Raw genomic sequence first — 23,843 nt, 5'->3', positions numbered from 1 at the left:
GGATGTATGACACTAGAACAATTTGAACAATTATCCGTAAAAGAACTAAAAGCCATGGCCAAAGAAAAAGGACTGAAAGGTCTTTCGTCATTGAAAAAAAATGAAGTCATTCAATTATTGATGGAGCAACAAAAAAAAGAAGCTTCGAAAGAACAAATCAGACCCAATGAGAAAAAGACTCCATCCGATCAACCTGCCATGGGTATTTTAGAAGTATTACCTGATGGCTTTGGTTTTATTCGTTCAGCCAATTATTTACCCGGCGACAACGATATCTATGTTTCCCATTCCCAAATTCGACGTTTCCATTTAAAAACTGGTGATATTTTAGTTGGAAAAAAACGAAAAAATTCCAATGATAAATTTAGTGCTTTGATTCGGATCAATTCGGTGAATGGTATCGATCCGGAAATCATCAAAAAACGACCCAATTTTGAAAATCTAACCCCCATCTTTCCCAATGAAAGACTTCATCTCGAAATGGAACGATCTCTTTCCATGCGTATCGTGGATTTATTAGCACCAATTGGAAAAGGACAACGCGGAATGATCGTTTCACCACCAAAAGCCGGTAAAACAACTCTATTAAAAAATATTGCCTTATCGCTGCAAAACAATCATCCAGAATGTCATTTGATCATTTTATTGATCGATGAACGCCCCGAAGAAGTAACAGACATCAAAGAAACCGTACACAGAAAAAATACCGAAGTGATCTATTCGACTTTTGATGAAATGCCTGAACATCATAAACGAGTCAGTGAAATGGTCATTGAACGAGCCAAACGTCTGGTTGAATCGGGGCAAGATGTCGTCATTTTATTGGATAGCATCACGCGTCTAGCTCGCGCCTATAATCTAACGGTAGCCCCTAGCGGACGAACACTATCTGGCGGCTTGGATCCTGCCTCATTGTATATGCCGAAGCGTTTTTTTGGTGCTGCCCGAAATATGCGTCAAGGAGGTAGTTTGACCATACTTGCAACTGCACTGATCGAAACGGGTTCCAAAATGGATGATGTTGTATATGAAGAATTCAAAGGAACGGGCAATATGGAATTGATTTTATCTCGTAAACTCCAAGAACAACGTGTCTTCCCTGCTATCAATATTGCGAAATCCGGAACACGACGTGAAGATCTATTGTTGACTCCGGAAGAATTGGAAGTTTCACGAATCATTCATCGTTCTTTAAATGGGGTTCGCAGCGAAGAAGCAACGGATCGAGTCATTCATTTATTTGCTCATACCAAAAATAATGCGCAATTGGTTTCATTGATCCTACAAAAAAAGACGATTTGATCAATCGTCCTCAAATCCAGTCCATACCGGTTTCCCGGTATAATGGGCTGGTTTTATTTTTCCTCTCAAAACATCAAAAGCACCTTGGGCCATAGCTTCTTGTTCAAATTCCCCAGGATATGCATAAACTGGCGCAATCCATTCACATCCCATCTTGATACCTTGAATGATATCCTCAAATCGCAGCAATCCACCAGTTAATAAGATGGCATCTACATCACCTTGTAGAACCGTAGCCATCGAACCAATCCACTTATTGATCTGATAGATCATCGCTTCCCAAACTCGTTGTGCTTTGGGGTTTCCTTTTTCTACGAGCGCATGGATCTTATCGGCATCGCTCGTTCCAAAATAACTGGAAAGACCCCCTGCTTCATAACAAAGAGATTGAATTTTTTCCTTTGGCAGATCATATAAATAATGCAGTACATCGGTTACAGCCATCGATCCCATTCGCGTTGGTGTAAACGGTCCTTCCCCGCCACCTGCATCATTACCATCGATCATTTGTCCATGTCGATGCGCCGTAATCGAAATTCCACCATCAATATGGCAAATAATAAAATTGTGTTTTTGATAATCCAAATGATGCTTTTCACAATGCACGCGCGCAGTTGCTTTTAGATTCAAAGCATGAGAAACCGCCTTTCGATAGATACCAGCAACGCCCGTGATTCGTGCGGCATCACAAAGTTCATCCACAATAGGTGGATCAACCATAAAGATCCTTCCTCCATAAATATTTGCGAGTTCTTTTGCCAATTGAATGCCTAACATGGAAACATGATACAAACCGCCACGAGCATTTCTTGTATCATCTAATAAACGATCATCTACTTCGTAGACACCACTCTTCAATGCATAACAACTACCACCACGACCCACAATCGCATCCACACCATGGAGATCAATTTGATGTTGTTCTAAAAATAATTGAATGACCATCATCCGATACATGAGTTGATCATTAATTTTAGGAAACTTCATCAAAACAGATGAATCATGAAACACATTGGTTGAAAATTTGCATTCCATGTTTTCAAATAAAGCTAATTTTGTTGATGTAGATCCCGGATTGATCACAAAAATCTTATATTTTTTCATAGAAGTCCTCTTTTCTATTTCATTGTATGACGGAAAAGAAGCATGTCAAAAAAAAATATGTTAAAATACAATTTATGAATACAGAGAAGAGAAGTTTTAAGAAAAGTGGAATCTTTTTTTTGATTCTAGTGGTCCTATTATTCGCATTTGTATTTCATTCTGTTTCACTGAATGAAATCATTACATCCATAAAAAAGACAGATCAAACCTTTTTGATTCTTGGTATGTTGATGATGGTTGGTTACTTATTCTGTGATGCATTGAATATCTATCGTCCATTACATATTTTGGGCTATCCCATCACCTACCTGCAATCTATCAAATATTCTATTTTAGGTTTTTTCTTTAGTTACATTACCCCATCTGCAACAGGTGGCCAACCGATGCAAATCTATTATATGTATAAAGATGACATCAATGTTTCCCATTCCGCCTTAGTTCTGATCATACAATTGATTGGCCATGAAACCGCCATAACAACATTGGCGATCATTGGCTTTATCAGTCAAAATGCATTATTGACCCGAGCCATGGGACAAGCCAAATATACTTTATTAATTGGGATCGTCATCAATGTTCTTATTGATTTATTTATGTTTTGTGTTGTTTTCTTTAAAAAAACAGCCCGCATCATCAATCGCGTGATTGTTAAGTTGACCAGCGCCTTTTCAAAAAATGCCGCTAAAAAAATTGATGCTTCATTGAAACAAGTCTATGATGATTATCAAAATGGAGCCAGTGATCTAAAAGCCCATAAAGGTATCATTCGGAAAACCATCTTGACTGCTTTTTTCCAAATGTTGTTTATGTTTTCCGTTCCGTTTTGTGTCTATTTAGGCTTTCATTTACATCATTATAATTGGTTCCAAATCACCATGATCGAAGCTGTGCTTTTTGTGGCCGTTGGCTTTGTTCCCTTACCCGGAGCGATTGGTGCAAGTGAAGGTCTGTTCTATATCCTATTCCGCGTCTTATTTCCATCTAGTATATTAACATCTGCGATGCTCTTGACACGTTGTATCAATTTATATTTTTGTTTAGCCATCGATGGCTTGTTGATCATCGCTTTTACGCATCATCTAAAAAAAAGGGGAACTTGATCAATCCCCTTTTAAAATTGTCATTAATTCTGACTCTGCTTGTTTCTGATCTTGATACCAGACACCATAAAAACCAAGTTGTTTTGCCGATTCTACATTCTTCTTCGTATCATCAATAAATATAGCATGTTTAGGAACAATTTGAAATTGTTCACACATGTATTGAAAAGCGTTTCTATCTGGCTTGATGACATGATGTTCATATGACCAAAAGCATCCATCCATCAAAGAAACAAAATCTAAAGCATCCCAATTATCTTGTACACACGTTCGCCCAATATTCGATAAAATATATGTTTTCAAATTCATCTGTTTGAGCGAATGGATCCAAGGTATCGTAGATGCTTTTTTGGAAATGACCCCATGAAGATGAATCAATGATTTATCAATATCTTCCGCCAATTCGGGTGCATCTTTTTTAAAAGCATTTCGTATGGCAACATCATCTAGATTTCCCAAGTCATATTCTAACCAAGACGAATGATCAAATACGGCATGCGTTAATTGTTTGGCTTTGACGGGATCATATCCCAATTTTGAAAAGTAGATGTCTCGATCAAAATGAACCAAGACGCCCCCTACATCGAATACAACTGCATCTATCATCGCTTTCTCCAAACAAAAAGGGCTTAGAAAGCCCTTTCCAATCAATTAGTCTTCGTATGCTTCAACAACAGTGGCACAACCCATACCACCACCAATACACAAAGTAGCTAAACCACGATGTGCTTTTCTTTGTTTCATAGCATACAATAAGGTAACCAAGATACGTGCACCAGAAGCACCAACTGGGTGACCAAGTGCAATGGCACCACCATTGACATTCAATTTTTCTGGATCAAAATGTAATTCTTTAGCGACTGCACAAGATTGAGCCGCAAATGCTTCATTGGCTTCGTACAAATCGAAATCATCGATTGTCAATCCTGTCTTTGCAAATACTTTCTTTGTAGCTGCTACCGGACCAACACCCATGATAGATGGATCGACACCACCCAAAGCACCAGCTACCCAAGTAGCGATTGGCTTAACACCTAATTCTTTCGCTTTTTCTTCACTCATAACGACCAAAGCGGCAGCTCCATCGTTGATACCCGATGCATTACCAGCTGTTACAACTCCACCTGGCTTACCCGAACAACATTTTAATTTTGCTAAAACTTCTGGTGTTTGTCCTTCACGTGGACCTTCATCGGTATCAATCGTAACAATACCTTTTTTTCTACCCATGTTTACTTCCAATGGTACGATTTCTTCTTTAAAACGACCATTATCACGTGCATCACATGCTTTATTTTGTGAATGAGCAGCAAATTCATCCAACTCTTCACGAGTTAAATGCCATTGTTCCGCAACATTTTCAGCCGTGATCATCATGTGATAATCATTGAATGCATCCCACAATGCATCATGTACCATTGCATCTACCAAACCATCTTTTGGTGTGTTCATACGCATACCATAACGACCATGGTTCAATACATAAGGACCACGAGACATGTTTTCCATACCACCAGCTACGACGACATCGGCATCACCAGCAATGATCATTTGTGCAGCCATATTGACACAATTCAAACCCGAACCACATACAACATTGACTGTAACAGCTGGAGTCGTTACTGGCAAACCAGCTTTGATAGAAGCTTGACGAGCGGGATTTTGCCCCAAACCAGCTTGGATAACATTACCCATATATACGTGTTCAATATCTTCTGGTTTCAATCCAGCACGTTTTACGGCTTCTTTAATAACGGCAGCACCCATATCAACAGCAGGAACAGAGCTTAATTCGCCACCCATTTTACCAATTGCTGTACGACAAGCACTAGCCAATACAACTTTTTTTGTCATTTCTTACCTCCATGTTTTGTTAAAATCTTCACAAGTGTATTATGACACATTCCGAAACAGCTTTCAATAGAAAATGTCCGTTGTTGAACGGACATTTTTATAAATCATAGGATTTCACCAAAGCCTTGATGCTTTTATCCTTTTTCCATTGCTTCACTTCATCATTCACAAATTCAGATAAACCTGAATCTTTTGTGGTCGCAATTCCATATTTTTGTGGCGCAAATTTCGCATCGATCAAATGACGAGAGCCCGTCGTATATCCCTTTAATATGGATGTATCCGTACACATACCGTCAATATCTCCGGCACGCAGGGCTTGATCACATTGGGTATAATCATCATATATATGGAAACGAACTCCAGTTGTCCATGTAGTAGGATCAAAATGATCTTCGTCAAAACCAGAACCATTGATCATGCCCTGATCGATCATGGCTTTCACAAGATCTTTGCCACTATTCGAATTTGTTACCACCCCAATGATGCGACCATTTAGATCACTGAGAGTTTGAATACTATCATCATCCACTAAAACCGACACATGAGAAATATAGTATGGAGTCGAAAAATCAAATTCCTTTTTCCGCTCCTGCGTAATCGTATATGTAGCGATCACACAATCAATCTTTCCATTTTTTAATAATGTTTCACGACTCGTTGGTGTGACAGATGTATATTGAACATCCACACCTAGATCATCGGCTAATTTTTTTGCAAGATCCGCTTCTAAACCTTGGTACTTGCCATCTTTCTTTTCGCTAAAACCAGGTACGGACTTCTTCACTCCGACCCGTAAAACACCACGATCTTGGATCTTTTGAATATCTTTGGTATCGGGAATAGAGACAGAACGATTTGAACTACTCGAAGAACAAGCAACCAACATAAAACTTAAACAGGCCGCCATGCATACTTTGATAATTCTCGAAATTTTCATATGGATACCTACTTCTCTTTGTGTTCCATGATACTGCGATACGCTGGACGAATAATTTTTCCTTGTCCAATCTTCTCTTCTAAACGATGTGCTGACCATCCAACGATACGAGCAATCGCAAACAAAGGGGTATACAATTCTCTTGGAATTCCCAGCATTTCATATATAAAGCCAGAGTAGAAGTCGACATTGGGACTGACACCTGTTTTGATATGACGCTTCTCTTTGATCAAATCACAAGCTTCTTCTTCAACCATTTGATACAACGACATATCCTCTTCACGATTGGTAGCCGCGGCTAATTTTTGCGCATAATCTTTCAAAATAATCTCACGTGGATCACTAATGGAATAAACCGCATGACCCATACCATAAATCAAACCTTTTTTATCAAAAGCCTTTTTATCCAAGATATCATTTAAATAGTCATGAATCTCATCGCGATCATTCCAATCCGATACATGTTGTCGAATATCATCCATCATCTTGATCACACGAATATTGGCACCACCATGTTTCGGTCCTTTCAAGGAACACATGCCGGCTGCAACAGCGGCATAGGTATCAGCACCTGTCGAAGTTACAACACGTGTTGTAAAGGTTGAGTTATTACCTCCACCATGATCCATATGAAGCAATAAACAAGTATCCAAAACCTTGGCTTCAAGTGGTGTATATTTACTATCTGGACGTAACATACGCAAGAAGTTTTCGGCAGTTGACAATTCTGGTTTGGGACGATGAATATACATGCTCTGCATATTATTGTAGTGATTATCAGCATGATAGCTATAAACTGCCAACATAGGGAAAACCGCTATTAATTCAATACATTGACGAATATTATTGGAAATGGAATCATCCAAAATGTTTTCATCATAACTGGATAAAGTCAAGATGGATCGGGTCATCATGTTCATGATGTCATGCGTGGGTGCTTTCATCAAAACATCACGCGTAAAATTGGTTGGTAATCGACGACTTTTTCCTAATTTTGCGGAAAATTCGGTCAATTGAGCATCCGATGGCATTTGACCAAACAATAATAAATAAGCAACTTTTTCAAAACCCAACTCATTCTTTCCTAAGGAATCAATGATACTGCCAATGCGATATCCTCGATACCACAATTCACCTTCGATTGGAATACGTTGACCATGAACACTTTTAAAACCATTCAATTCAGAAATTCGCGTTAATCCTGTTAATACACCTTTTCCATTCTCATCACGTAATCCACGATACACACCATACTCTCGAAATAATGTATCGGAAATATAATTTTCTTCAATGCAGTGTGGAGCTTGCATGGCTGCGTACTCTAAGATATCACTATCGTTCATTTCTCTTCCTCCATTTCAAAAATGCCTTTGGCCATGATGACCTCTAATTCGTTGAGATCTTCCATCAAGTCTTTGAATCGTGCTTTCCCATATCGCTGAATAACTTTTGTATAATATGTCTCTAATATATCGATTTGTTCCTGGGTTGCTTTCTGACCAAGCTTGGTTGGAACAACATACGTGCCTTGTTCCCCATTTCCATCAAATTCCCAATCAATCAAATCTTGTGCAACCAAAGTCTGTGCAATTTCAGATATTTGTCGTAAGGACATTTGCATTTGTTCGGCCAGATCATTGATATATAGGCGGCCTGGATGATTGACGATCACAACCATACAAGTAAAATCGGCAGAAGACATCTTTTGAAATAATTTCTCACGATCACACGATAATCGATCCAACATGGCTCGAGTTGTTAAAGAACGAATGGCATGATAGAGCAAATCCTTTTCAATTCTTTCGGCCATGTCTTCACCTCAATTCATCTAAACCCTTTGATTTCCTATACATCCGCCCCGAACAATCATTTCCGATGAAATGAAAATGCTGATTCTTTCAATCGTTTTCTTGTCAAATCTATAAAGGCAAAATTCATATTCAATCCCGTTTAATGTAATTTATTTTATATCAAAATGTAATTTTTTTCAATATATTGAAACATTTTGGAAACATGCTATTCTGTACCTATGAACTTAAAACAAAAAATTCTTTTGGAATTACTATCAAATCCTTCGCAATCTATATCTGGACAAGTATTATGTAAAAAATACAATGTCAGCCGTACCGCTATATGGAAAGCTATCCAATCTTTAAAACAAGATGGCTATGCCATTGAAGCAGTGCCTCATGCAGGCTATCATTTGATTCAAGATATCGATAAATTGGATGCAGCTCGAATCCAATTCTATCTTCCACATGTGCCAGTACTTGTATTTGACTCTATTGACTCAACAAACAACTATGCCAAACGACTGCTGATGGAAAATGATGTGCAAGAAGGGACCCTGATTGTCGCCAATCAACAAACCGCTGGACGTGGCCGACAAGGACATTCCTTTTATTCTCCTGCTGATACAGGGCTTTATTTATCGATCATCTTAAAGCCTTATGCGTTTGCACAAAAGATCCTAAAAGTCACCTTGGCTGCTGCAGTTGCAACATGCGAAGCCATTGAAGAAATGACATCGATTTCTTGTCAAATTAAATGGGTCAATGATTTATTTGTTGGTCAACAAAAAGTATGTGGCATCCTTACCGAAGCAACCGCCAATTTTGAGACCCAACAAATTGAATCAATCATTATCGGAATTGGTATCAATTGTAAACCAATGACCTTTCCTGAAGATATCACTCCTATTGCCGGTTCCTTGAACATGGATCAAATCGATCGCAATCACTTATCCGCTTTGATTTGGACCCATTTCATGAAATGGGTCCAACATCTAGATGATCAAAAATTGATAGAATCCTATCGATCTCGTTCTTTGTTGATAGGAAAAACGATTACCTATCGTTGGCAAAACAAAATCCATACAGGAACGGTCATCGATATCAATGAAGATGGCCAGTTGGTTGTCCAAACCAACGATCAAATTCAAGTTTTACGTTCTGGTGAAGTCACGATTCAAAAATGGTAATGATCTCCACAAAATAGGACTGACGACTGCCACCGCAATCATCTTACAAATGTCACCAGGAATAAAAGGGAGAACGCACCATGTCAAAGCAGCCATCAACGTGCTCTTTGAAACAATCATGAACCAAATGATACCAAAAGCATACAAGAAGAGATTGCCAATGACCATACCAACAATCAAATGAGCTACCGTTTTCGTGCTTTTGCCGACCACATAAACCAATATAAGATACCCAATCAAAAAACCACCAGAAGGCCCAAAAATATGTCCAATTCCTGCCGTATATCCGGCAAAAACAGGAATTCCGATACATCCCAATAATAAATAGATACATACGCTCCATGCCCCTTTTTTTGATCCCAAAAGGCTGCCACAAAGCATCACGATACAAGTCGCAAAAGAAATCGGCACACCCCCAGCTAATGGAATCGCTAAAGGGGCCAATACTCCTATGATAGCTGCCATAAGGGCACATTGGATCCAATCTTTATTTGTCATATTGTTAACCTCTTCAGAAAAAAGGTTAACATTCTTTTTTTTATTATTAAAGAACTTTTTAAACTTTCTCATAGTCAACCCCATTAAAATAAGGTATCCTAAATGCGAGAGAAAGGGAAAAGTTATGTCATTCATCTATTTTATCTTCGCTTTATTACCTATCATTTGGTTAACTGTCGCTCTAATGGGATTAAAAATACCCACATTCAAGGCCGCATTCGGCTCATTGGTCATTTCCCTTGTTTTGGCCATCTTCCTTTGGCACTCCCCCACCAACTATGTATTCAGTGCCGCACTGGAAGGCCTCTTAATGGCTTTATGGCCTATCATTTTAGTGATCATTGCGGCTGTTTTTACATACAACTTATGTTGTGAGACAAAAGGTATGGACATCATCAAACAAATGATCACTTCAGTATCCAATGATAAACGTATCTTGGTCTTGTTGATTGCTTGGTGCTTTGGCGGTTTTATGGAAGGTATGGCCGGTTTTGGAACAGCCATTGCCATTCCTGCATCCATGCTTGTATCTTTAGGCTTTGATCCTTTATTTTCTTGCCTAGTCTGTCTTATTGCCAACGGTACCCCAACTCCATTTGGATCCATTGGCATTCCCACCAATACCTTGGCAAACTTAGTAGGCTTACAAAATACTGGATTATCCTATATGACAACGCTTCAATTATCACCATTCATGTTGATTTGTCCATTTTTGATCGTTATGGTCACAGGAAAAGGTGTAAAAGCTTTAAAAGGAGTCACTGGTTTGACCTTAGCATCTGGATTATCTTTTGTGATTCCCCAATTGATTGTCGCAAAATTTGTTGGCGCCGAATTAGCAGTTGTCGTAGGTAGCGTTTGTTCATTGCTTGTTACGATTGCTCTAGGCATTAAAAAGCCTACCGATCCTGCCTATGAGATCCAATTAGAAAAAGGCGAAACGATCGATACAAAAAAAGCTTTTCGGGCTTGGTCACCATTCATTTTTATCTTTATTTTCTTATTGATGACCAGTGCATTGGTGATGCCCATCCATGAAGCATTGGCTCAATTCTCCAGCCAAGTACAAATTTATCAAGGCAAAGACGCCTCGACCTTAACCTTTTCTTGGATCAATACACCCGGTGTTTGGATCTTCTTATCTGCCATTTTAGGTGGCTTGATCCAAAAAGCTTCTTGGAAAACGATGGGAAAGGTCTTGAAGGCAACCATCCAACAAATGTCTGAAACCATGATCACCATGATATGTGTATTGGGATGTGCCAAAGTCATGGGTTATGCAGGTATGATTGCTTCCATTTCCTCTTTTGCGATTGCCGCAACCGGAAGCTTCTATCCACTTTTCGCTCCTTGGATTGGTGCCTTAGGAACTTTTGTAACGGGGTCAGGAACAAATTCTGGCGTTTTGTTTGGTGCCGTACAACTCGATGCCGCAAAACACTTACACGTCGATTCCTATTGGATGGTTGCTCTTAATTCTTTAGGGGTTGCAGCTGGAAAAATGCTGTCGCCACAATCCTTGGCCATTGGTCTATCCAGTGTAAATGCAAAAGGCGAAGATTCCAAATTGTTATCGATGATTCTTCCTTATGGCCTTACTTTCTTGATTGCCATGTCAATTCTTGCCTATATTGGAACGATCCTATTTGGATGAACATACAACGGCTTCGGCCGTTTTTTTTCACAAAAAAAGATCGGTTTCCCGATCAATCGTTATATCCATTTGGATTTTTCACTTGCCAATTCCAACTGGAACGACACATATCATCCAAATCATACTGCGCATACCATCCTAATTCTTTATTGGCTAAGTCACAATTGGAATAGCACATCGCAATATCACCATCGCGACGTGGCTTGATAGTGTATGGAATCGGATGTCCACATGCTTTTTCAAACGCATGGATCACATCCAATACGCTATATCCCTTTCCTGTACCTAAGTTATATACTTTGACACCTGGTTTTTCCCATAATTTATTCAAAGCCGCAACATGGCCTCTAGCCAAATCAACGACATGGATATAATCACGTACACCCGTACCATCTGGTGTATCATAATCATTGCCAAAAACACCAACTTCTTTTAACTTACCAATCGCAACTTGGGCTACATAAGGCAATAAATTGTTCGGAATTCCTTTTGGATCCTCACCAATCAAACCACTTTCATGCGCGCCAATGGGATTAAAATAGCGCAATAATAAGATGTTCCATTCTGAATCGGCTGTATGTAAATCGGTTAAGACTTGTTCAAGCATCCACTTGGTCCAACCATATGGATTGGTACAAATTCCTTTTGGGCATTTTTCGGTAATTGGTATTTCTTTTGGTTCGCCATATACGGTAGCACTAGAAGAGAAAATTAAATTTTTCACTTGATGCTTTTGCATCTGGTCGACCAAGATCAAAGTCCCTTCCATATTGGTATGATAATAAGCAACCGGTTTATGCACCGATTCACCCACTGCTTTCAATCCCGCAAAATGGATCACACCATCAATTTTTTGTTCATCAAACAAGCGTTGAACCGCCTCTTTATCTGTGATATCGATCTCATAAAAGATCACTTTTTTATTGGTGATCTGTTCGATACGATCCACCGCTTTACGATTGGAATTATATAAATTATCTAGAATGACAACTTCATAACCGGCATTCAATAATTCCACGCATGTATGCGAGCCAATATATCCAGCTCCACCAGTAACCAAAATTTTCATATTTCTGAACCTCTTTAACTATTTCAAATCTCCTTAACAATATCATGCTTTTCCTCATTGTTCAATCGGATCGCCATAAGTCGATCATCGACAAAAAACCAAAGACATTGTGAATGCGAATCATACGTGTCAAATCTTGCCTTTTTTTGAGTTAATTCTTCCAACTGTTGTTTCTTATGAAGAACCAAACGTAAATTTAAATTCCGTGATAAGACCCGGAAACAAAATAAAAACTGTAAGGCATTTTGACAATGAATGATTTGCTCATCAACCGGAAGATTTTGAATATGCTTATGCTGGGATAAGATCAATATATATTTTTTCTTTGGATCTCGATATAAAAATGGTTGCTCCAAATAATAAAGTTTATGACAATGAGAGCATTGATGCGTAAAATACGTTCCTTCTTCAAGCCGTTGATCAATCTTCGGATTCATACCAGCAATCACGACTGTATCACGTTTGATTTCAAAAGTATGATGACAATACGGACACGAAGAAGGAATCATTCGCTCTTTCATTGAGCCAATGAACGACAGGCATGAGCCAACCATTGTCGTTGTTGATCATTCAAATACGGACTCACTTTTTGATACACTTTCGCATGATAGTCATTTAACCAATCGATTTCATTGGGTTGCATCTCATTTACATCCAATCCATCTACATCAAATGGAACCCAAGTCAATGGTTCAAAACCCATAAACTGGCCATAATCATTTTTTTCCAAATCAATAGCCAATACTTCATTTTCATGACGAATACCAAATTGACCTTCGATATAAATACCCGGTTCATCACTTGTGATCATGCCCACTTCAAATGGTACAGACGCTTGTTGCCAACGAATCATATTCGGTCCTTCGTGCACGCTTAAGACATGACCCACGCCATGGCCGGTTCCATGTTTAAAATCCAAAGAATGGTTCCATAATGGTTGTCTGGCAATCATATCTAGCTGTTCGCCTGTGCAACCATAAAGCCAAGTCGCCTGTTCCAAACGAATATGACATTGAAGCGCCCAAGTAAAACACTTTCGTTCATATTCAGAAATCGGTCCCATCACAAAGGTACGTGTGATATCCGTTGTTCCTTGATAATAATGACCACCACTATCAACCATAAACAATCCTTTTGGTTGTAATGCTACATCCGTTTCTGGACTGGATTGATAATGAACGATGGCTCCATGTTCTTTATAGGCAGCAATGGTCGCAAAACTATCCTCGATAAAATCCGCTTGCGAAGCGCGGAGTTCATGTAACTTTTGGGTAGCTGACATTTCGGTCATGGAAATCTTGCCAACATTTGTTTTTAACCAATACATAAATTGTGTCATCGCAACTGCGTCTTTTAAATGAGCCTCTTTGGTTTGTTCGATTTCTATCCTATTTTTACAAGCTTTCATTCGTTCAATCGGATTCTCATCTTCTACGATATCTGCTTCGATCAGACGATACAATGTAGAATTGATCGTATATGGATCAACGCATACTGTACCGGTTAATTTTTGCATGTCCGTATATATCGCTTCGTAAGGTCGAATCGTGATCGCATTTTTCTCAAAAAGGTCGCGACTGATCGCATCTAAACGTGAATCATCGATATAGATGGAAGCCCGATCCTGACTTACGATCGCATAGGCCATAGCGACAGGAAAAGATGGAATATCATGAGCACGTAAATTAAATAACCACGCCACTTGATCGATCTTGGTTATGACCAAATGATCCGTAGATAGTTGAGCACGCACTGCTTCGAGTTTTTCGTTCATGGTCTTTCCCGCATATTGTGTATCAAAATGAAAGGTAGGAGTGTGCGGCAACGCAGGACGATCTGGCCAAATACGATCAACCAGATCCAGATCTGTTTTCAAGATCAAACCTTTTTGATCCAATGCTTCTTCATAGATTTCTATCGTTGCTTCACTAAACAAGCGACCATCTAAACCGACTACGCTTCCACTCGCTAAATGATCGACAAGATATTCCGAAATGGTAGGTGTCCCTTCTACTCCCATTTTCATCAAATCAATACCAGAACCAGCCAATTGGTCTTTGGCTTGAATAAAATAGCGACCATCGGTCCAAAGGGCTGCTTGTTGGCATCCAATCACAAGTGTACCGGCACTTCCTGTAAATCCAGAAAGATAGGCACGTGACATGAAATGGGAACAAACATATTCTGTATCATGATCATCACTGGTCGGAACAATGTATGCTTGCATCTTTTCTTTTTTCATTTCTTCACGAAAAATAGCTAGTTTTTTATTCATCATTTCACTTCCTTACAAATAATAGGCAAACGCAATCAAAACGTATCCCCCATAACCTAAACCAATGGAAAGAATAGAGACAAAAATCACCTTGATCCAAAAGAAAATCAAAGTATCCGCTTTAAAGGTATCTTCTAAACGCATATATTTAAACTGGGCCCAGATCAAATAGAATGTATAAAACATGGTAAGACCAGATAGAATAACGGAGGCCCATTCATAATGACGGACATAATAGAAAAAAGAAGATGTCGCATGCTTTTGAAGCGACTGTTGAAAAACGGGTAGATCTTTGAGGATTTGATGTCCATTCCAAAGGCCAATAGCACTGCAATAGGCAATGGCACTCATGATAAAGATGGCCAAGATCAATGAATTTTGTTTCTTTTTGGGATATGTAGAACTAATGCGATACGTTTGTCCCATCAAGAGTACAAAACTAATACCAAAAAGAACGGTATAAATAACCATAAAAGAATCTTGCAATTGCCAATATAAGCAACAGAATACAAGACAAGCAAATAAGATAAAATTTCCTAAAGTATCGGTCTGGTCATGTCGGCGCTTGATCGTACGAATTCCAAAATGATCAAACGATAAATGGTTTGCCCACCATTGTTGGATTGTTGTTGGTAAAATACATAATACAACAGCAATAGCTACTAAAACCACTACCACCACAAAATCAATGATTTCCATATATCTCTCCCTGTTAAAGGTATTGTAAGATAAATTAATTCACTTGTCCATGAACGACAACCGTTTGACTTGGCAAATTAATTTGCGCCTTGATTCTTGCCTCCTGCAATTTCTTTTTTAAATTCGCTTCGGCTTTGGGATAACGATGACTATAGACAGCACAATACACACCCAATTGAAAGCCCGATTCTAAACTATCAATTTGAACATCCATGTCTTCCGTTTGTATGACATCTGGATCTTCTCTTAGCACATGATAAAATGTTGCTTGCACATTTTCCATATCCACACCGGCACTTAAAGTCATAGGAATATGAATGAACACCTTTCCTTCTTTCGAATAATTCGTGATCGTATTTTCCACCAACTTGGAATTTGGAATGATCACTTCGGTATGACTGATGGTTTCCATGACCGTATACATGATTTCGATACGTTGAATGGTTCCTTCATGGTCCAGAACTTTCACAAAATCACCAACTTGAAAAGGTTTAGTAAAAATGATCTGCATACCTCCAGCAACATCGGCCATATTGGATCGCAACGCCAGTGATATACCTAATGTACAAGCTGAAAAAGCCCCAACGATCACATTTGAATTGACCCCTAATTGTTCAAGGATCATGACAATGACCATGATCTTGATTAATAAAGACGTTGCCGAAGCCAGAAAAGTGACGGCCCCTTGATCGGGGCTTTTCCCTGTCAAGCGCAAGATCAATGATTTCACAAAACGTGAGACGATCCATCCTACGACAAGGATGATCAATATCGTGATTCCTTTTTCTATCCATGTATTCAGTTGAAACATAATAACCAAAACTCCTTTATAAAAAATACCGAGCCAATGGACTCGGTTCCTTGTAAAGTGGCTGGGGTAACTGGATTCGAACCAGTGAAATGGCAGATTCAGAGTCTGCTGCCTTACCGCTTGGCTATACCCCAATGTGCCTTTTAATCTTACAATCTTTCCCTTTATTTGGCAAGCACTTTTCAAAAAAGGGGCACACAAGGTGCCCTATTCTAAACTGAGTTTTTTTAATTGATCAATGATTGCGTCGACTTGTTCGCGCTCTAGATTTTTAATGCCAGCCGCACAGATATGACCACCACCATGATAAGCCATCGCAATTTGACGTACATCTTTTCTTTTCGAACGCAACGATGCCGCATAATGAATACCATCTTCCATACGCGTAAACAATCCCCAACATGAGATTTCACGAATACCGGCTAACACATAAACTTTTTCTTTTGCTTGAGAAAAAGTCATGGGTGCATAGTCTTCTGGTTCCATGATAGCAACCAATGCATCGCCTTTTCGCATCGCTTTTTCTCGCACTTTTGTTTCATAGACATAATTGGGATAATTGGTCGCAAAATTATCTTCTTCGCATTGAATGACATCTACGCCTTGGCCAATCAAATAGCCAGCAGCTTGCATGGTCTCGGGGCGCACGGTGCCAATGGTAAATCGAATGGAATCCGCAATCAAGCCACTATAAAGCATTTGTGCCGCCATCTTTGGGATACGGATATCCAAGGCATTCAAAGCAAGCGCCAATAGTTCACACGTAGCGGTCGCTTTTTCATCAATATATTCCAATTCACAAAAATGTTCGATAGGAACATGATGATCAATACGAATCGATGTCGTAGCCAATGTATAACGCTGATCATCCACACGAGCGGCATTGGAAGTATCCAAAATAATGGCAAGGGCCCCATCCAACCAATCATCGGATACATGATCCATTTCATCAACAAAATAACTGGCTGCCTCACTCATTCCCCCCAAAGCACGCACATCTTTATTTGGATATTGCGCTTGAAGAATGGCTTTTAATCCCAGTTGTGAACCGATCGCATCCATATCGGGATACTCATGTCGAAAAAGCGCAATTTTATCGTAGGAAGCAATTGTGTCAATGATCTTATTTATCATTGGTATAGATCTTATATGCATCGCGAGCAATGACCAATTCTTCATTCGTTGGAATTAACCAAACATCTACTTTCGAATCATCCGAACTTAATTTTGCTTCCTCACCACGAATATAGAAGTTATTATCCGCTGGTACTTTGACTCCCATGCATTTTAAACGATCACATACTTCTTGGCGGATGATGTCATTATTTTCACCAACACCGGCACTAAACACGATCGCATCCGCACCGCCCATCAAACCATAATATCCAGCAATTTGTTCGACGACCCGAGATACATAGATAGAAAATGTCAAGATAGCGCGTTGATTTCCTTTTGCACTAGCTTCAATGACATCACGCATATCACTGGAAATACCACTTACGCCCAATAGGCCTGATTTTTTGTTTAAGATCGTATCCAATTCTTCGGCTGTATAATGATATTTACGCATCAAATAAACAACGATAGCAGGGTCAATATCACCGCAACGTGTACCCATCATGATACCACCTAATGGGGTGAATCCCATCGATACTTTAAATGCTTTTCCGTTGCGTACCGCAACAATACTTGCGCCACCACCTAAGTGACACGTAATGATATTCATTTGATCCACGGGTTTTCCTTCAATTTCCGCTAATCGTTTGGTTAAATATTCATGGGAAATTCCATGAGCACCATATCGCCGAATATGATCTTTTTCATAATATTCATATGGGATAGGATAAATATAGTTTTCCTCTGGCATCGTTTGGAAAAAGGCAGTATCAAATGAGAAACAATGTTTGGCATCCGGTAATGCTTTTCGTAATGAGCGCAAACCAACAAGTGCACCTGGATTATGAAGAGGTGCTAACTCACACAGCTCTTCGACTTTACTTTCTGACCATTCATCCACTGGAACAGAATGTGAAAAATATTCACCCCCATGTACAACACGATGTCCTACTGCCTTGATATCCGTTAAATGATTGACAATTTTATATTCGATCAGAGCATCCATTAATTGCTCAACCGCCACGCTATGATCTTTAATTGGCAAAACTTTTTTGATCTTTTCCGATTCACCTTTCAATTTCATGCCGAAAATAGAATCTTCCAATCCAATTCTTTCGATATTTCCTGACGCTAAAACGATTTCTTCTGGCATTTGAAAGACTTGAAATTTCAAAGAAGTGCTGCCAGCATTTACACTCATTACGATTGTAGACATTGTTTTCCTCCTAAAATACATTTGTTATTTCATTATACTTTTTTTCTTGACATAATTGTATGATTTTATGTTTTTTTTGAACATATCCAATCACTTGTTCATATTTTTCCAATTGCGCACTTGCGCGATGGACAGCATCCATGACTCCAGCTCGGCTAATCCCTAGTTCTTCACTAATTTCCGTATAAGAAAGATCGTCACCATAATATAAAGATAAGATATCTTGTTGCCGTTGGGTCAGTAATGGACCATAAATATCCAGGTATTCATTGGCTTGCACATGATCAATCATGAAGATTCATTCCTTTGGTCATGCCCATGATATAACTAGCCACATCGAATGGTCGCAAATCTTCTGGTTTTTCACCCAAACCTAAAAAACGAACCGGAAGATGCAGCATATCATGAATGGACAGTACCACACCACCTTTTGCTGTTCCATCCATCTTCGTCAGAACAATTCCCGTTACATGGGTTGCATCTAAAAATACTTGTGCTTGACTGATGCCATTTTGCCCGGTCGTTGCATCCAAGACCAACCATACTTCTTGTGGTGCCCCCTCAATTTCACGACCAATGACACGCGTCATTTTTTCTAACTCTTTCATTAAATTTTTTTTGTTTTGAAGACGGCCAGCCGTATCACCAATCAAAATATCGATACCATTTTCTTTGGCATAACGACAAGCATCGACCAAAACACTGCTTGGATCCTGGCCCGGTTTTCCTTTGATACAAGGAACACCAATCCGTTTTGCCCATGTATCGATTTGATCGATGGCTCCGGCACGGAACGTATCGGCTGCTGCCACAGCTACCTTTTTACCCAACGATTGATACAATTGTAAAAGCTTAGCACTGGTCGTTGTCTTTCCCGAACCATTGACACCAACCATTAATATGACCGTAGGTCCATCTGGATTAAAATGAATATATTCTTCAGGTACATCATCATAAAATTCATAGAGGATATAGATAAAATAATCTTCCATTGAATCAAAGTTCTTTAACTCATTGCTGTGTTCTTCGAACGAATCCACAATTTTTTGAGCCGTTTGAATGCCTACATCCCCTTCTAATAAGATCACCATCAGTTCTTCCAACAAATCATCATCGATACCATGGAAGTTATTCGATAACGCACGAATGCGATCTCCAAAACTACGACGTGACTTATCCAATCCTTGCAGATATTTGTCCTTATCATCGCTTTTACTAAATTTATCTCTGATCGATTGAAAGATTGCCATTCCTATCTTCCTCCTTCTCTACAATATGTACTGCATCTCGTAATTCTACTTTCAACAACTGCGATACACCATCCTTTTGCATGGTCACACCATATAAAGTATCACATTGTTCCATTGTACCGGGACGGTGCGTCACAACAATAAATTGACTCTGTCCACGAAAACGATCTAAATATTTCGCAAATCGTTCCACATTGGCTTGATCCAAAGCTGCTTCGACTTCATCAAAAATACACAATGGCATGGTTCTTGCTCTTAAAATAGAAAACAACACACTGATTGCGATCAACGCTTTTTCACCACCAGAGAATGTCTGGATATTTTTGACCATTTTACCAGGTGGCTGTACATCAATATCAATACCTGTGTGCAATACATCATCGGGATCGACCATGGTCAATTGCGCATGACCACCACCAAATAAAGCTTTAAAAACATCATCCAATTCATTGTTGATCTTATGAAACATATTGGTAAATTTCTCGATCACCGTTTGATCCATTTCTGCGATGGCATCTAAAATTTGTTGGGACGCATTTTCTAGATCTTCTTTTTGTTTGGTCATGAAAGTAAATCGTTCCGATAACTCTGCATATTCTTGTGGTGCATCCAGATTCACATTCCCTAGACCATTGATCTTTTGACGTAAGCGAATCACCTCATCTTTGGCTTCTTCCATGTCCATTGAATGATCTTCATATTGACTTTTGGCGAATTCATACGTCATTTGGTAATCCGTATTTAACCGCATCAAATCATTATCCATTTGCGTTTGTCGCTTGGTCTGTTCCACATCCAATTGATGAATTTCACTTTGTAAAGCATTCATCCACCGACGAATCTTGCGAACATCATTTTCTTTTTCTTCCACTTGTTGTCCGATTTGATAGCGACGCTGCCTTTGTGTTTGCATCTGTTCCGTTAATGAATCAATTTGCGCATGCATTTTCGATGTTTCGATGACCAATTCATCTTCCAATCCATGGCTAGCTTCTTCATCTAAATCACCCAATTGTCGATATTCATCTTTTAAAGATTCATATTTTTGTTTTTTTACCTCATAGACATTTTCTAATTTTCCCAAAGAGACTTTCAGATCCACAATGGATTCGCTATACTCTTCATCGGTTTGTTTGTATTTATTTTCATCGCGAACAAGTTCATCCAGTTCAACTTTCGCTTTTTTTAATTGCTGCGTGATCGTTGTCATCTCTTGCTTCCAAGTAACCGGAGAACTTTGATTCTTTCCTCGTCCACCCGTCATTGAACCACCTGGATGAACAATTTCACCATCTAAGGTAACAATTTTTACACGATGATTGAGTCGTTTCGCACATTCATTGGCATTCTCCAATGTATCCATGACAATGACATGACCTAATAAGTAATCGCGGACCCTTTCATAGCGTGCATCGCATTGTACACACCCATTCGCAAAATCAATAAAACCTTCACAAGACGTAGCAATAAATTGTTGTTGTTCGTTGATTGGTCGTGGTTTACATACAGTCATTGGCAGAAAAGTGGCTCTTCCTGAGCGATTTCGTTTCAAAAAACCAATGGCTTGGCGAGCACTCACTTCATTATCGGTAACAATTTGATACATGGTTCCACCCAAAGCGGCTTGAATGGCTTGTCCCATCTGATCTTTTGCAATCAATAATTCAGATACAACACCTTCAATGCCCGATAAAGAAGATCTTGCCGCTACGATAGCACGAACCCCAGCCTGATGCTGATAGGGTTGAGCCAACATATTCTTTATGATTTGCTGACGATTCAACAACTGCTGATACAAACGATTGGCTTGTTCCCTTTGTGAAGCCATATGATACAAATCTTTCCTTGTTTGTTCCTGCTTCTTTTGCAACTGCACATATTGTGTTTGCATCGCTTCCAAACGCGATTTTCGATCTTCATATTCATAACGCGCTTCGGCAATGATTTGTTCCAATTGCTGTTTTCGTTCCTCTTGATTGGCTTGTGATAAAGCATACTTTCTTTTTTCATCCAATTCAATCTTACGTTTTTCCAGTTGTACCGATTGATTCATGGCTTGGGTATATTCCCCTTGTAAAGTATGTATTGTCGCATCCAATTGATACATTTGTTTCCGAGCTGCATCAATTTCTTCATCCAAATTTGTCAATTGCGTATCATAGGAAATCAGATTCGATTGTTTTCGGCTCATTTGTGACTTTAACGATGCCAATTCCTCATGGTACGTACCAATCTCATGGACAAGCACATTGATTTCAATTTTTGATAATGAATCACGATACGATAGATATTTTTGTGCTTTATCGGCCTGTCGTTTTAAGGGAATTAACTGATGTTCAATTTCATCCATGATATCTTGAACGCGATCCAAATTATCTTTTGTCTTTTCGAGTTTACGCAAAGAAACTTGTTTTCTTTTCTTATATTTAGCTACACCAGCTGCTTCTTCAAACAATGAACGGCGTTCTTCTGGTTTCGCATCCGCAAAAGCCGAAATATTCCCTTGGGTGATAATGCTCAAAGAATCCCGTCCCAATCCTGTATCCATCACAAGATCATTGATATCCTTCAATCGACAGGGGGCCTTATTAATAAAGTAACTCGCTTCATTATTTGCCCTTTCCAATTGTCGTGTGATTTCAATTTCTTCAAAGTTGGAATCAAAAATATGTTGTGTATTATCAAAAACCAAAGATACTTTGGCTAGATTGACTGGTTTGCGATACTCACTACCAGAAAAAATAATATCCGACATACTACTGCCGGAACGAAGTGATTTGATGCTTTGCTCACCTAAGACCCAACGGATCGCATCATTGATATTGCTTTTTCCACAACCATTGGGACCAACAATTCCGGTAATGTCATGATCAAATTGAATGACGGTTTTATCCGCAAAGCTCTTAAATCCTTGTAGTTCAATTCGTTTTAAAAACATGGGCATACACTCCAAACGATATCATTATACACTATCTCCAGTTGGTTCGCTATAGAATTTCTAATGCTTTATTATCTAGTTTTAAATACTAGATATGTTGACTTTTATTCCTAGATTATTTACAATACTCATGAAGGTGAGAATATGCAACAAAAAAGTAATGACATGGCACATCCTTTTAAACTATCCTTTGGTGAAGAAACCGCTAATGCCATCAGTCATGGCGTCATGTGGATCTTATTATTAGGTGCTCTACCTTATTATGCCATTCGTTCCTATACCATTGGTGGATCAAGATATGCAATCAGTACAAGCATTTTTATAATTTGTTTATTCCTGATGTTTCTTGGGTCCAGTCTGTATCATATTGCTCCCTATGATACGCCTTATAAATATGTATTCCGAAAATTAGACCATATCATGATCTTATTGGCTATTGCCGGTACCTATACACCAGTTTGTATGGTCTTATTGGACAACACACTTGGTTATATGATCTTGCTTATTGAATGGATCATGGCTCTGGCTGGTATATTATTAAAAGCCATCTCAAATAAAGCGCATATGAAATTATCTATGACAATTTATATGGTCATGGGATGGTTAGCTGTGATCATGTTGCCAACCCTTTTACAAAAAGCATCACCTGCCTTTTTTGGAATGATCTTATTGGGCGGTGTGATGTACTCGATTGGTGCTGTATTTTACTCTCATCCAGAAAAAAAATATTTTCATTTCATTTGGCATTTGTTCATTGTGTTTGCTTCAATTTGCCACATGATCGCCATACTATATCTCATGATCTAGAAGACCTCGGTCTTCTTTTTTTGCATGATGAATTGTCAAATTAAGTGCAACACGATGTATGTGAGTCTGTTTCGTTCATAACTTCATTTGGTGTCTTATAGCCAGGCACTTTCGTGGCCGATTATTCATCAGTTCAAGATTATGCTTTAGCTCATCTTCATCGACAAGTGATAGGTCCATTCCTTTCGGATAGAATTCTCTTAACAGTCCATTGGTGTTTTCATTTGTTC

22 protein-coding genes, 1 tRNA gene and 1 pseudogene are annotated in these 23,843 nt (G+C 39.0%); 5 read left to right on the top strand and 19 right to left on the bottom strand.

The annotated features are described in order from the left end of the window. The first annotated feature begins 6 nt into the window (after positions 1-6). On the top strand, positions 7-1,302 hold the full coding sequence (rho, locus tag MOZ64_RS10600) for a transcription termination factor Rho (protein WP_320326526.1): 1,296 nt from the start codon (positions 7-9) through the stop codon (positions 1,300-1,302). Here the strand turns inward: rho and buk are convergent, their stop codons facing one another. Next, a complete protein-coding gene (gene buk / locus MOZ64_RS10595; RefSeq protein ID WP_320326525.1) occupies positions 1,303-2,406 on the bottom strand; it encodes a butyrate kinase in 1,104 nt (367 codons plus the stop codon). A gap of 74 nt (positions 2,407-2,480) precedes the next feature. Between buk and MOZ64_RS10590 the strand changes: the two genes are divergently transcribed. Further along, a complete protein-coding gene (locus tag MOZ64_RS10590) occupies positions 2,481-3,506 on the top strand; it encodes a lysylphosphatidylglycerol synthase transmembrane domain-containing protein (RefSeq protein WP_320326524.1) in 1,026 nt (341 codons plus the stop codon). On the opposite strand, the gene MOZ64_RS10585 is transcribed toward MOZ64_RS10590, so the two are convergent. The 5 genes from MOZ64_RS10585 to MOZ64_RS10565 form a co-directional block, all read right to left on the bottom strand. After that, the gene (locus tag MOZ64_RS10585; protein WP_320326523.1) at positions 3,507-4,112 is read right to left on the bottom strand and encodes an HAD-IA family hydrolase; all 606 of its coding nucleotides are present in this window, start codon (positions 4,110-4,112) and stop codon (positions 3,507-3,509) included. A gap of 45 nt (positions 4,113-4,157) precedes the next feature. Next, the gene (locus MOZ64_RS10580) at positions 4,158-5,360 is read right to left on the bottom strand and encodes an acetyl-CoA C-acetyltransferase (RefSeq protein WP_320326522.1); all 1,203 of its coding nucleotides are present in this window, start codon (positions 5,358-5,360) and stop codon (positions 4,158-4,160) included. A gap of 97 nt (positions 5,361-5,457) precedes the next feature. Further along, positions 5,458-6,300: a transporter substrate-binding domain-containing protein gene (locus MOZ64_RS10575; protein WP_320326521.1), complete on the bottom strand. Its 843-nt coding sequence runs from the start codon at positions 6,298-6,300 to the stop codon at positions 5,458-5,460. 8 nt (positions 6,301-6,308) lie between these two features. Beyond that, positions 6,309-7,643: a citrate/2-methylcitrate synthase gene (locus tag MOZ64_RS10570; RefSeq protein ID WP_320326520.1), complete on the bottom strand. Its 1,335-nt coding sequence runs from the start codon at positions 7,641-7,643 to the stop codon at positions 6,309-6,311. After that, positions 7,640-8,110, bottom strand: a complete 471-nt coding sequence (locus MOZ64_RS10565; RefSeq protein ID WP_320326519.1) for a winged helix DNA-binding protein — start codon at positions 8,108-8,110, stop codon at positions 7,640-7,642. Before MOZ64_RS10565 ends, MOZ64_RS10570 begins: the two co-directional genes overlap by 4 nt. 219 nt (positions 8,111-8,329) lie before the next feature. Here MOZ64_RS10565 and MOZ64_RS10560 point away from each other — a divergent pair, with 219 nt between their 5' ends. Next, the gene (locus MOZ64_RS10560; RefSeq protein ID WP_320326518.1) at positions 8,330-9,280 is read left to right on the top strand and encodes a biotin--[acetyl-CoA-carboxylase] ligase; all 951 of its coding nucleotides are present in this window, start codon (positions 8,330-8,332) and stop codon (positions 9,278-9,280) included. On the opposite strand, the gene MOZ64_RS10555 is transcribed toward MOZ64_RS10560, so the two are convergent. Then, positions 9,245-9,778 (bottom strand): biotin transporter BioY, encoded by a 534-nt coding sequence (locus tag MOZ64_RS10555; RefSeq protein WP_320326517.1) that lies wholly within the window; start codon positions 9,776-9,778, stop codon positions 9,245-9,247. The genes MOZ64_RS10560 and MOZ64_RS10555 overlap by 36 nt on opposite strands. A gap of 124 nt (positions 9,779-9,902) precedes the next feature. On the opposite strand from MOZ64_RS10555, the gene MOZ64_RS10550 reads away from it, so the two are divergent. Then, on the top strand, positions 9,903-11,432 hold the full coding sequence (locus MOZ64_RS10550) for an L-lactate permease (RefSeq protein ID WP_320326516.1): 1,530 nt from the start codon (positions 9,903-9,905) through the stop codon (positions 11,430-11,432). 52 nt (positions 11,433-11,484) lie between these two features. Here the strand turns inward: MOZ64_RS10550 and galE are convergent, their stop codons facing one another. The 11 genes from galE to MOZ64_RS10495 all read right to left on the bottom strand — a co-directional run bounded on the left by galE (position 11,485) and on the right by MOZ64_RS10495 (position 22,806). Beyond that, complete coding sequence (galE, locus tag MOZ64_RS10545; RefSeq protein ID WP_320326515.1) at positions 11,485-12,501, bottom strand: UDP-glucose 4-epimerase GalE; 1,017 nt, start codon at positions 12,499-12,501, stop codon at positions 11,485-11,487. A gap of 23 nt (positions 12,502-12,524) precedes the next feature. Next, positions 12,525-13,022, bottom strand: a complete 498-nt coding sequence (locus MOZ64_RS10540; RefSeq protein ID WP_320326514.1) for a CpXC domain-containing protein — start codon at positions 13,020-13,022, stop codon at positions 12,525-12,527. Then, positions 13,019-14,776 (bottom strand): aminopeptidase P family protein, encoded by a 1,758-nt coding sequence (locus tag MOZ64_RS10535; protein ID WP_320326513.1) that lies wholly within the window; start codon positions 14,774-14,776, stop codon positions 13,019-13,021. Before MOZ64_RS10535 ends, MOZ64_RS10540 begins: the two co-directional genes overlap by 4 nt. 12 nt (positions 14,777-14,788) lie before the next feature. Further along, positions 14,789-15,475: a hypothetical protein gene (locus MOZ64_RS10530; RefSeq protein ID WP_320326512.1), complete on the bottom strand. Its 687-nt coding sequence runs from the start codon at positions 15,473-15,475 to the stop codon at positions 14,789-14,791. Between the two features lie 34 nt (positions 15,476-15,509). Further along, positions 15,510-16,286, bottom strand: coding sequence for a mechanosensitive ion channel family protein (locus tag MOZ64_RS10525; RefSeq protein WP_320326511.1), 777 nt, complete (start codon positions 16,284-16,286; stop codon positions 15,510-15,512). A 58-nt stretch (positions 16,287-16,344) separates the two neighbouring features. Further along, positions 16,345-16,420: transfer RNA gene (locus MOZ64_RS10520), tRNA-Gln, on the bottom strand. A 73-nt stretch (positions 16,421-16,493) separates the two neighbouring features. Then, complete coding sequence (locus tag MOZ64_RS10515) at positions 16,494-17,420, bottom strand: DHH family phosphoesterase (RefSeq protein ID WP_320326510.1); 927 nt, start codon at positions 17,418-17,420, stop codon at positions 16,494-16,496. Continuing rightward, on the bottom strand, positions 17,410-18,618 hold the full coding sequence (locus MOZ64_RS10510) for an acetate/propionate family kinase (RefSeq protein WP_320326509.1): 1,209 nt from the start codon (positions 18,616-18,618) through the stop codon (positions 17,410-17,412). Before MOZ64_RS10510 ends, MOZ64_RS10515 begins: the two co-directional genes overlap by 11 nt. 10 nt (positions 18,619-18,628) lie before the next feature. Next, positions 18,629-18,910 (bottom strand): sigma factor-like helix-turn-helix DNA-binding protein, encoded by a 282-nt coding sequence (locus MOZ64_RS10505; protein ID WP_320326508.1) that lies wholly within the window; start codon positions 18,908-18,910, stop codon positions 18,629-18,631. Further along, the gene (gene ftsY / locus MOZ64_RS10500; RefSeq protein ID WP_320326507.1) at positions 18,903-19,868 is read right to left on the bottom strand and encodes a signal recognition particle-docking protein FtsY; all 966 of its coding nucleotides are present in this window, start codon (positions 19,866-19,868) and stop codon (positions 18,903-18,905) included. The genes MOZ64_RS10505 and ftsY overlap by 8 nt, the downstream gene beginning before the upstream one ends. Beyond that, positions 19,840-22,806: a chromosome segregation protein SMC gene (locus MOZ64_RS10495; protein WP_320326506.1), complete on the bottom strand. Its 2,967-nt coding sequence runs from the start codon at positions 22,804-22,806 to the stop codon at positions 19,840-19,842. Before MOZ64_RS10495 ends, ftsY begins: the two co-directional genes overlap by 29 nt. Before the next feature lie 144 nt (positions 22,807-22,950). On the opposite strand from MOZ64_RS10495, the gene trhA reads away from it, so the two are divergent. After that, complete coding sequence (trhA, locus tag MOZ64_RS10490) at positions 22,951-23,613, top strand: PAQR family membrane homeostasis protein TrhA (protein WP_320326505.1); 663 nt, start codon at positions 22,951-22,953, stop codon at positions 23,611-23,613. Between the two features lie 40 nt (positions 23,614-23,653). Here the strand turns inward: trhA and MOZ64_RS10485 are convergent. Continuing rightward, positions 23,654-23,843: pseudogene (locus MOZ64_RS10485) on the bottom strand (transposase); the annotation flags it as partial.

Source organism: Absicoccus intestinalis (genome assembly GCF_033971885.1).
In the GTDB taxonomy this organism is placed as follows: Bacteria; Bacillota_I; Bacilli_A; order Erysipelotrichales; family Erysipelotrichaceae; genus Absicoccus; species Absicoccus intestinalis.
This window is presented reverse-complemented; position numbering and strand designations above follow the sequence as displayed.

Bases quoted from the DNA above. Each gene is read 5' to 3' on its own strand.
- rho (WP_320326526.1), top strand. From the start codon at position 7: ATGACACTAGAACAATTTGAACAATTATCCGTAAAAGAACTAAAAGCC.
- buk (WP_320326525.1), bottom strand. From the start codon at position 2,406: ATGAAAAAATATAAGATTTTTGTGATCAATCCGGGATCTACATCAACA.
- MOZ64_RS10590 (WP_320326524.1), top strand. From the start codon at position 2,481: ATGAATACAGAGAAGAGAAGTTTTAAGAAAAGTGGAATCTTTTTTTTG.
- MOZ64_RS10585 (WP_320326523.1), bottom strand. From the start codon at position 4,112: ATGATAGATGCAGTTGTATTCGATGTAGGGGGCGTCTTGGTTCATTTT.
- MOZ64_RS10580 (WP_320326522.1), bottom strand. From the start codon at position 5,360: ATGACAAAAAAAGTTGTATTGGCTAGTGCTTGTCGTACAGCAATTGGT.
- MOZ64_RS10575 (WP_320326521.1), bottom strand. From the start codon at position 6,300: ATGAAAATTTCGAGAATTATCAAAGTATGCATGGCGGCCTGTTTAAGT.
- MOZ64_RS10570 (WP_320326520.1), bottom strand. From the start codon at position 7,643: ATGAACGATAGTGATATCTTAGAGTACGCAGCCATGCAAGCTCCACAC.
- MOZ64_RS10565 (WP_320326519.1), bottom strand. From the start codon at position 8,110: ATGGCCGAAAGAATTGAAAAGGATTTGCTCTATCATGCCATTCGTTCT.
- MOZ64_RS10560 (WP_320326518.1), top strand. From the start codon at position 8,330: ATGAACTTAAAACAAAAAATTCTTTTGGAATTACTATCAAATCCTTCG.
- MOZ64_RS10555 (WP_320326517.1), bottom strand. From the start codon at position 9,778: ATGACAAATAAAGATTGGATCCAATGTGCCCTTATGGCAGCTATCATA.
- MOZ64_RS10550 (WP_320326516.1), top strand. From the start codon at position 9,903: ATGTCATTCATCTATTTTATCTTCGCTTTATTACCTATCATTTGGTTA.
- galE (WP_320326515.1), bottom strand. From the start codon at position 12,501: ATGAAAATTTTGGTTACTGGTGGAGCTGGATATATTGGCTCGCATACA.
- MOZ64_RS10540 (WP_320326514.1), bottom strand. From the start codon at position 13,022: ATGAAAGAGCGAATGATTCCTTCTTCGTGTCCGTATTGTCATCATACT.
- MOZ64_RS10535 (WP_320326513.1), bottom strand. From the start codon at position 14,776: ATGAATAAAAAACTAGCTATTTTTCGTGAAGAAATGAAAAAAGAAAAG.
- MOZ64_RS10530 (WP_320326512.1), bottom strand. From the start codon at position 15,475: ATGGAAATCATTGATTTTGTGGTGGTAGTGGTTTTAGTAGCTATTGCT.
- MOZ64_RS10525 (WP_320326511.1), bottom strand. From the start codon at position 16,286: ATGTTTCAACTGAATACATGGATAGAAAAAGGAATCACGATATTGATC.
- MOZ64_RS10515 (WP_320326510.1), bottom strand. From the start codon at position 17,420: ATGATAAATAAGATCATTGACACAATTGCTTCCTACGATAAAATTGCG.
- MOZ64_RS10510 (WP_320326509.1), bottom strand. From the start codon at position 18,618: ATGTCTACAATCGTAATGAGTGTAAATGCTGGCAGCACTTCTTTGAAA.
- MOZ64_RS10505 (WP_320326508.1), bottom strand. From the start codon at position 18,910: ATGATTGATCATGTGCAAGCCAATGAATACCTGGATATTTATGGTCCA.
- ftsY (WP_320326507.1), bottom strand. From the start codon at position 19,868: ATGGCAATCTTTCAATCGATCAGAGATAAATTTAGTAAAAGCGATGAT.
- MOZ64_RS10495 (WP_320326506.1), bottom strand. From the start codon at position 22,806: ATGTTTTTAAAACGAATTGAACTACAAGGATTTAAGAGCTTTGCGGAT.
- trhA (WP_320326505.1), top strand. From the start codon at position 22,951: ATGCAACAAAAAAGTAATGACATGGCACATCCTTTTAAACTATCCTTT.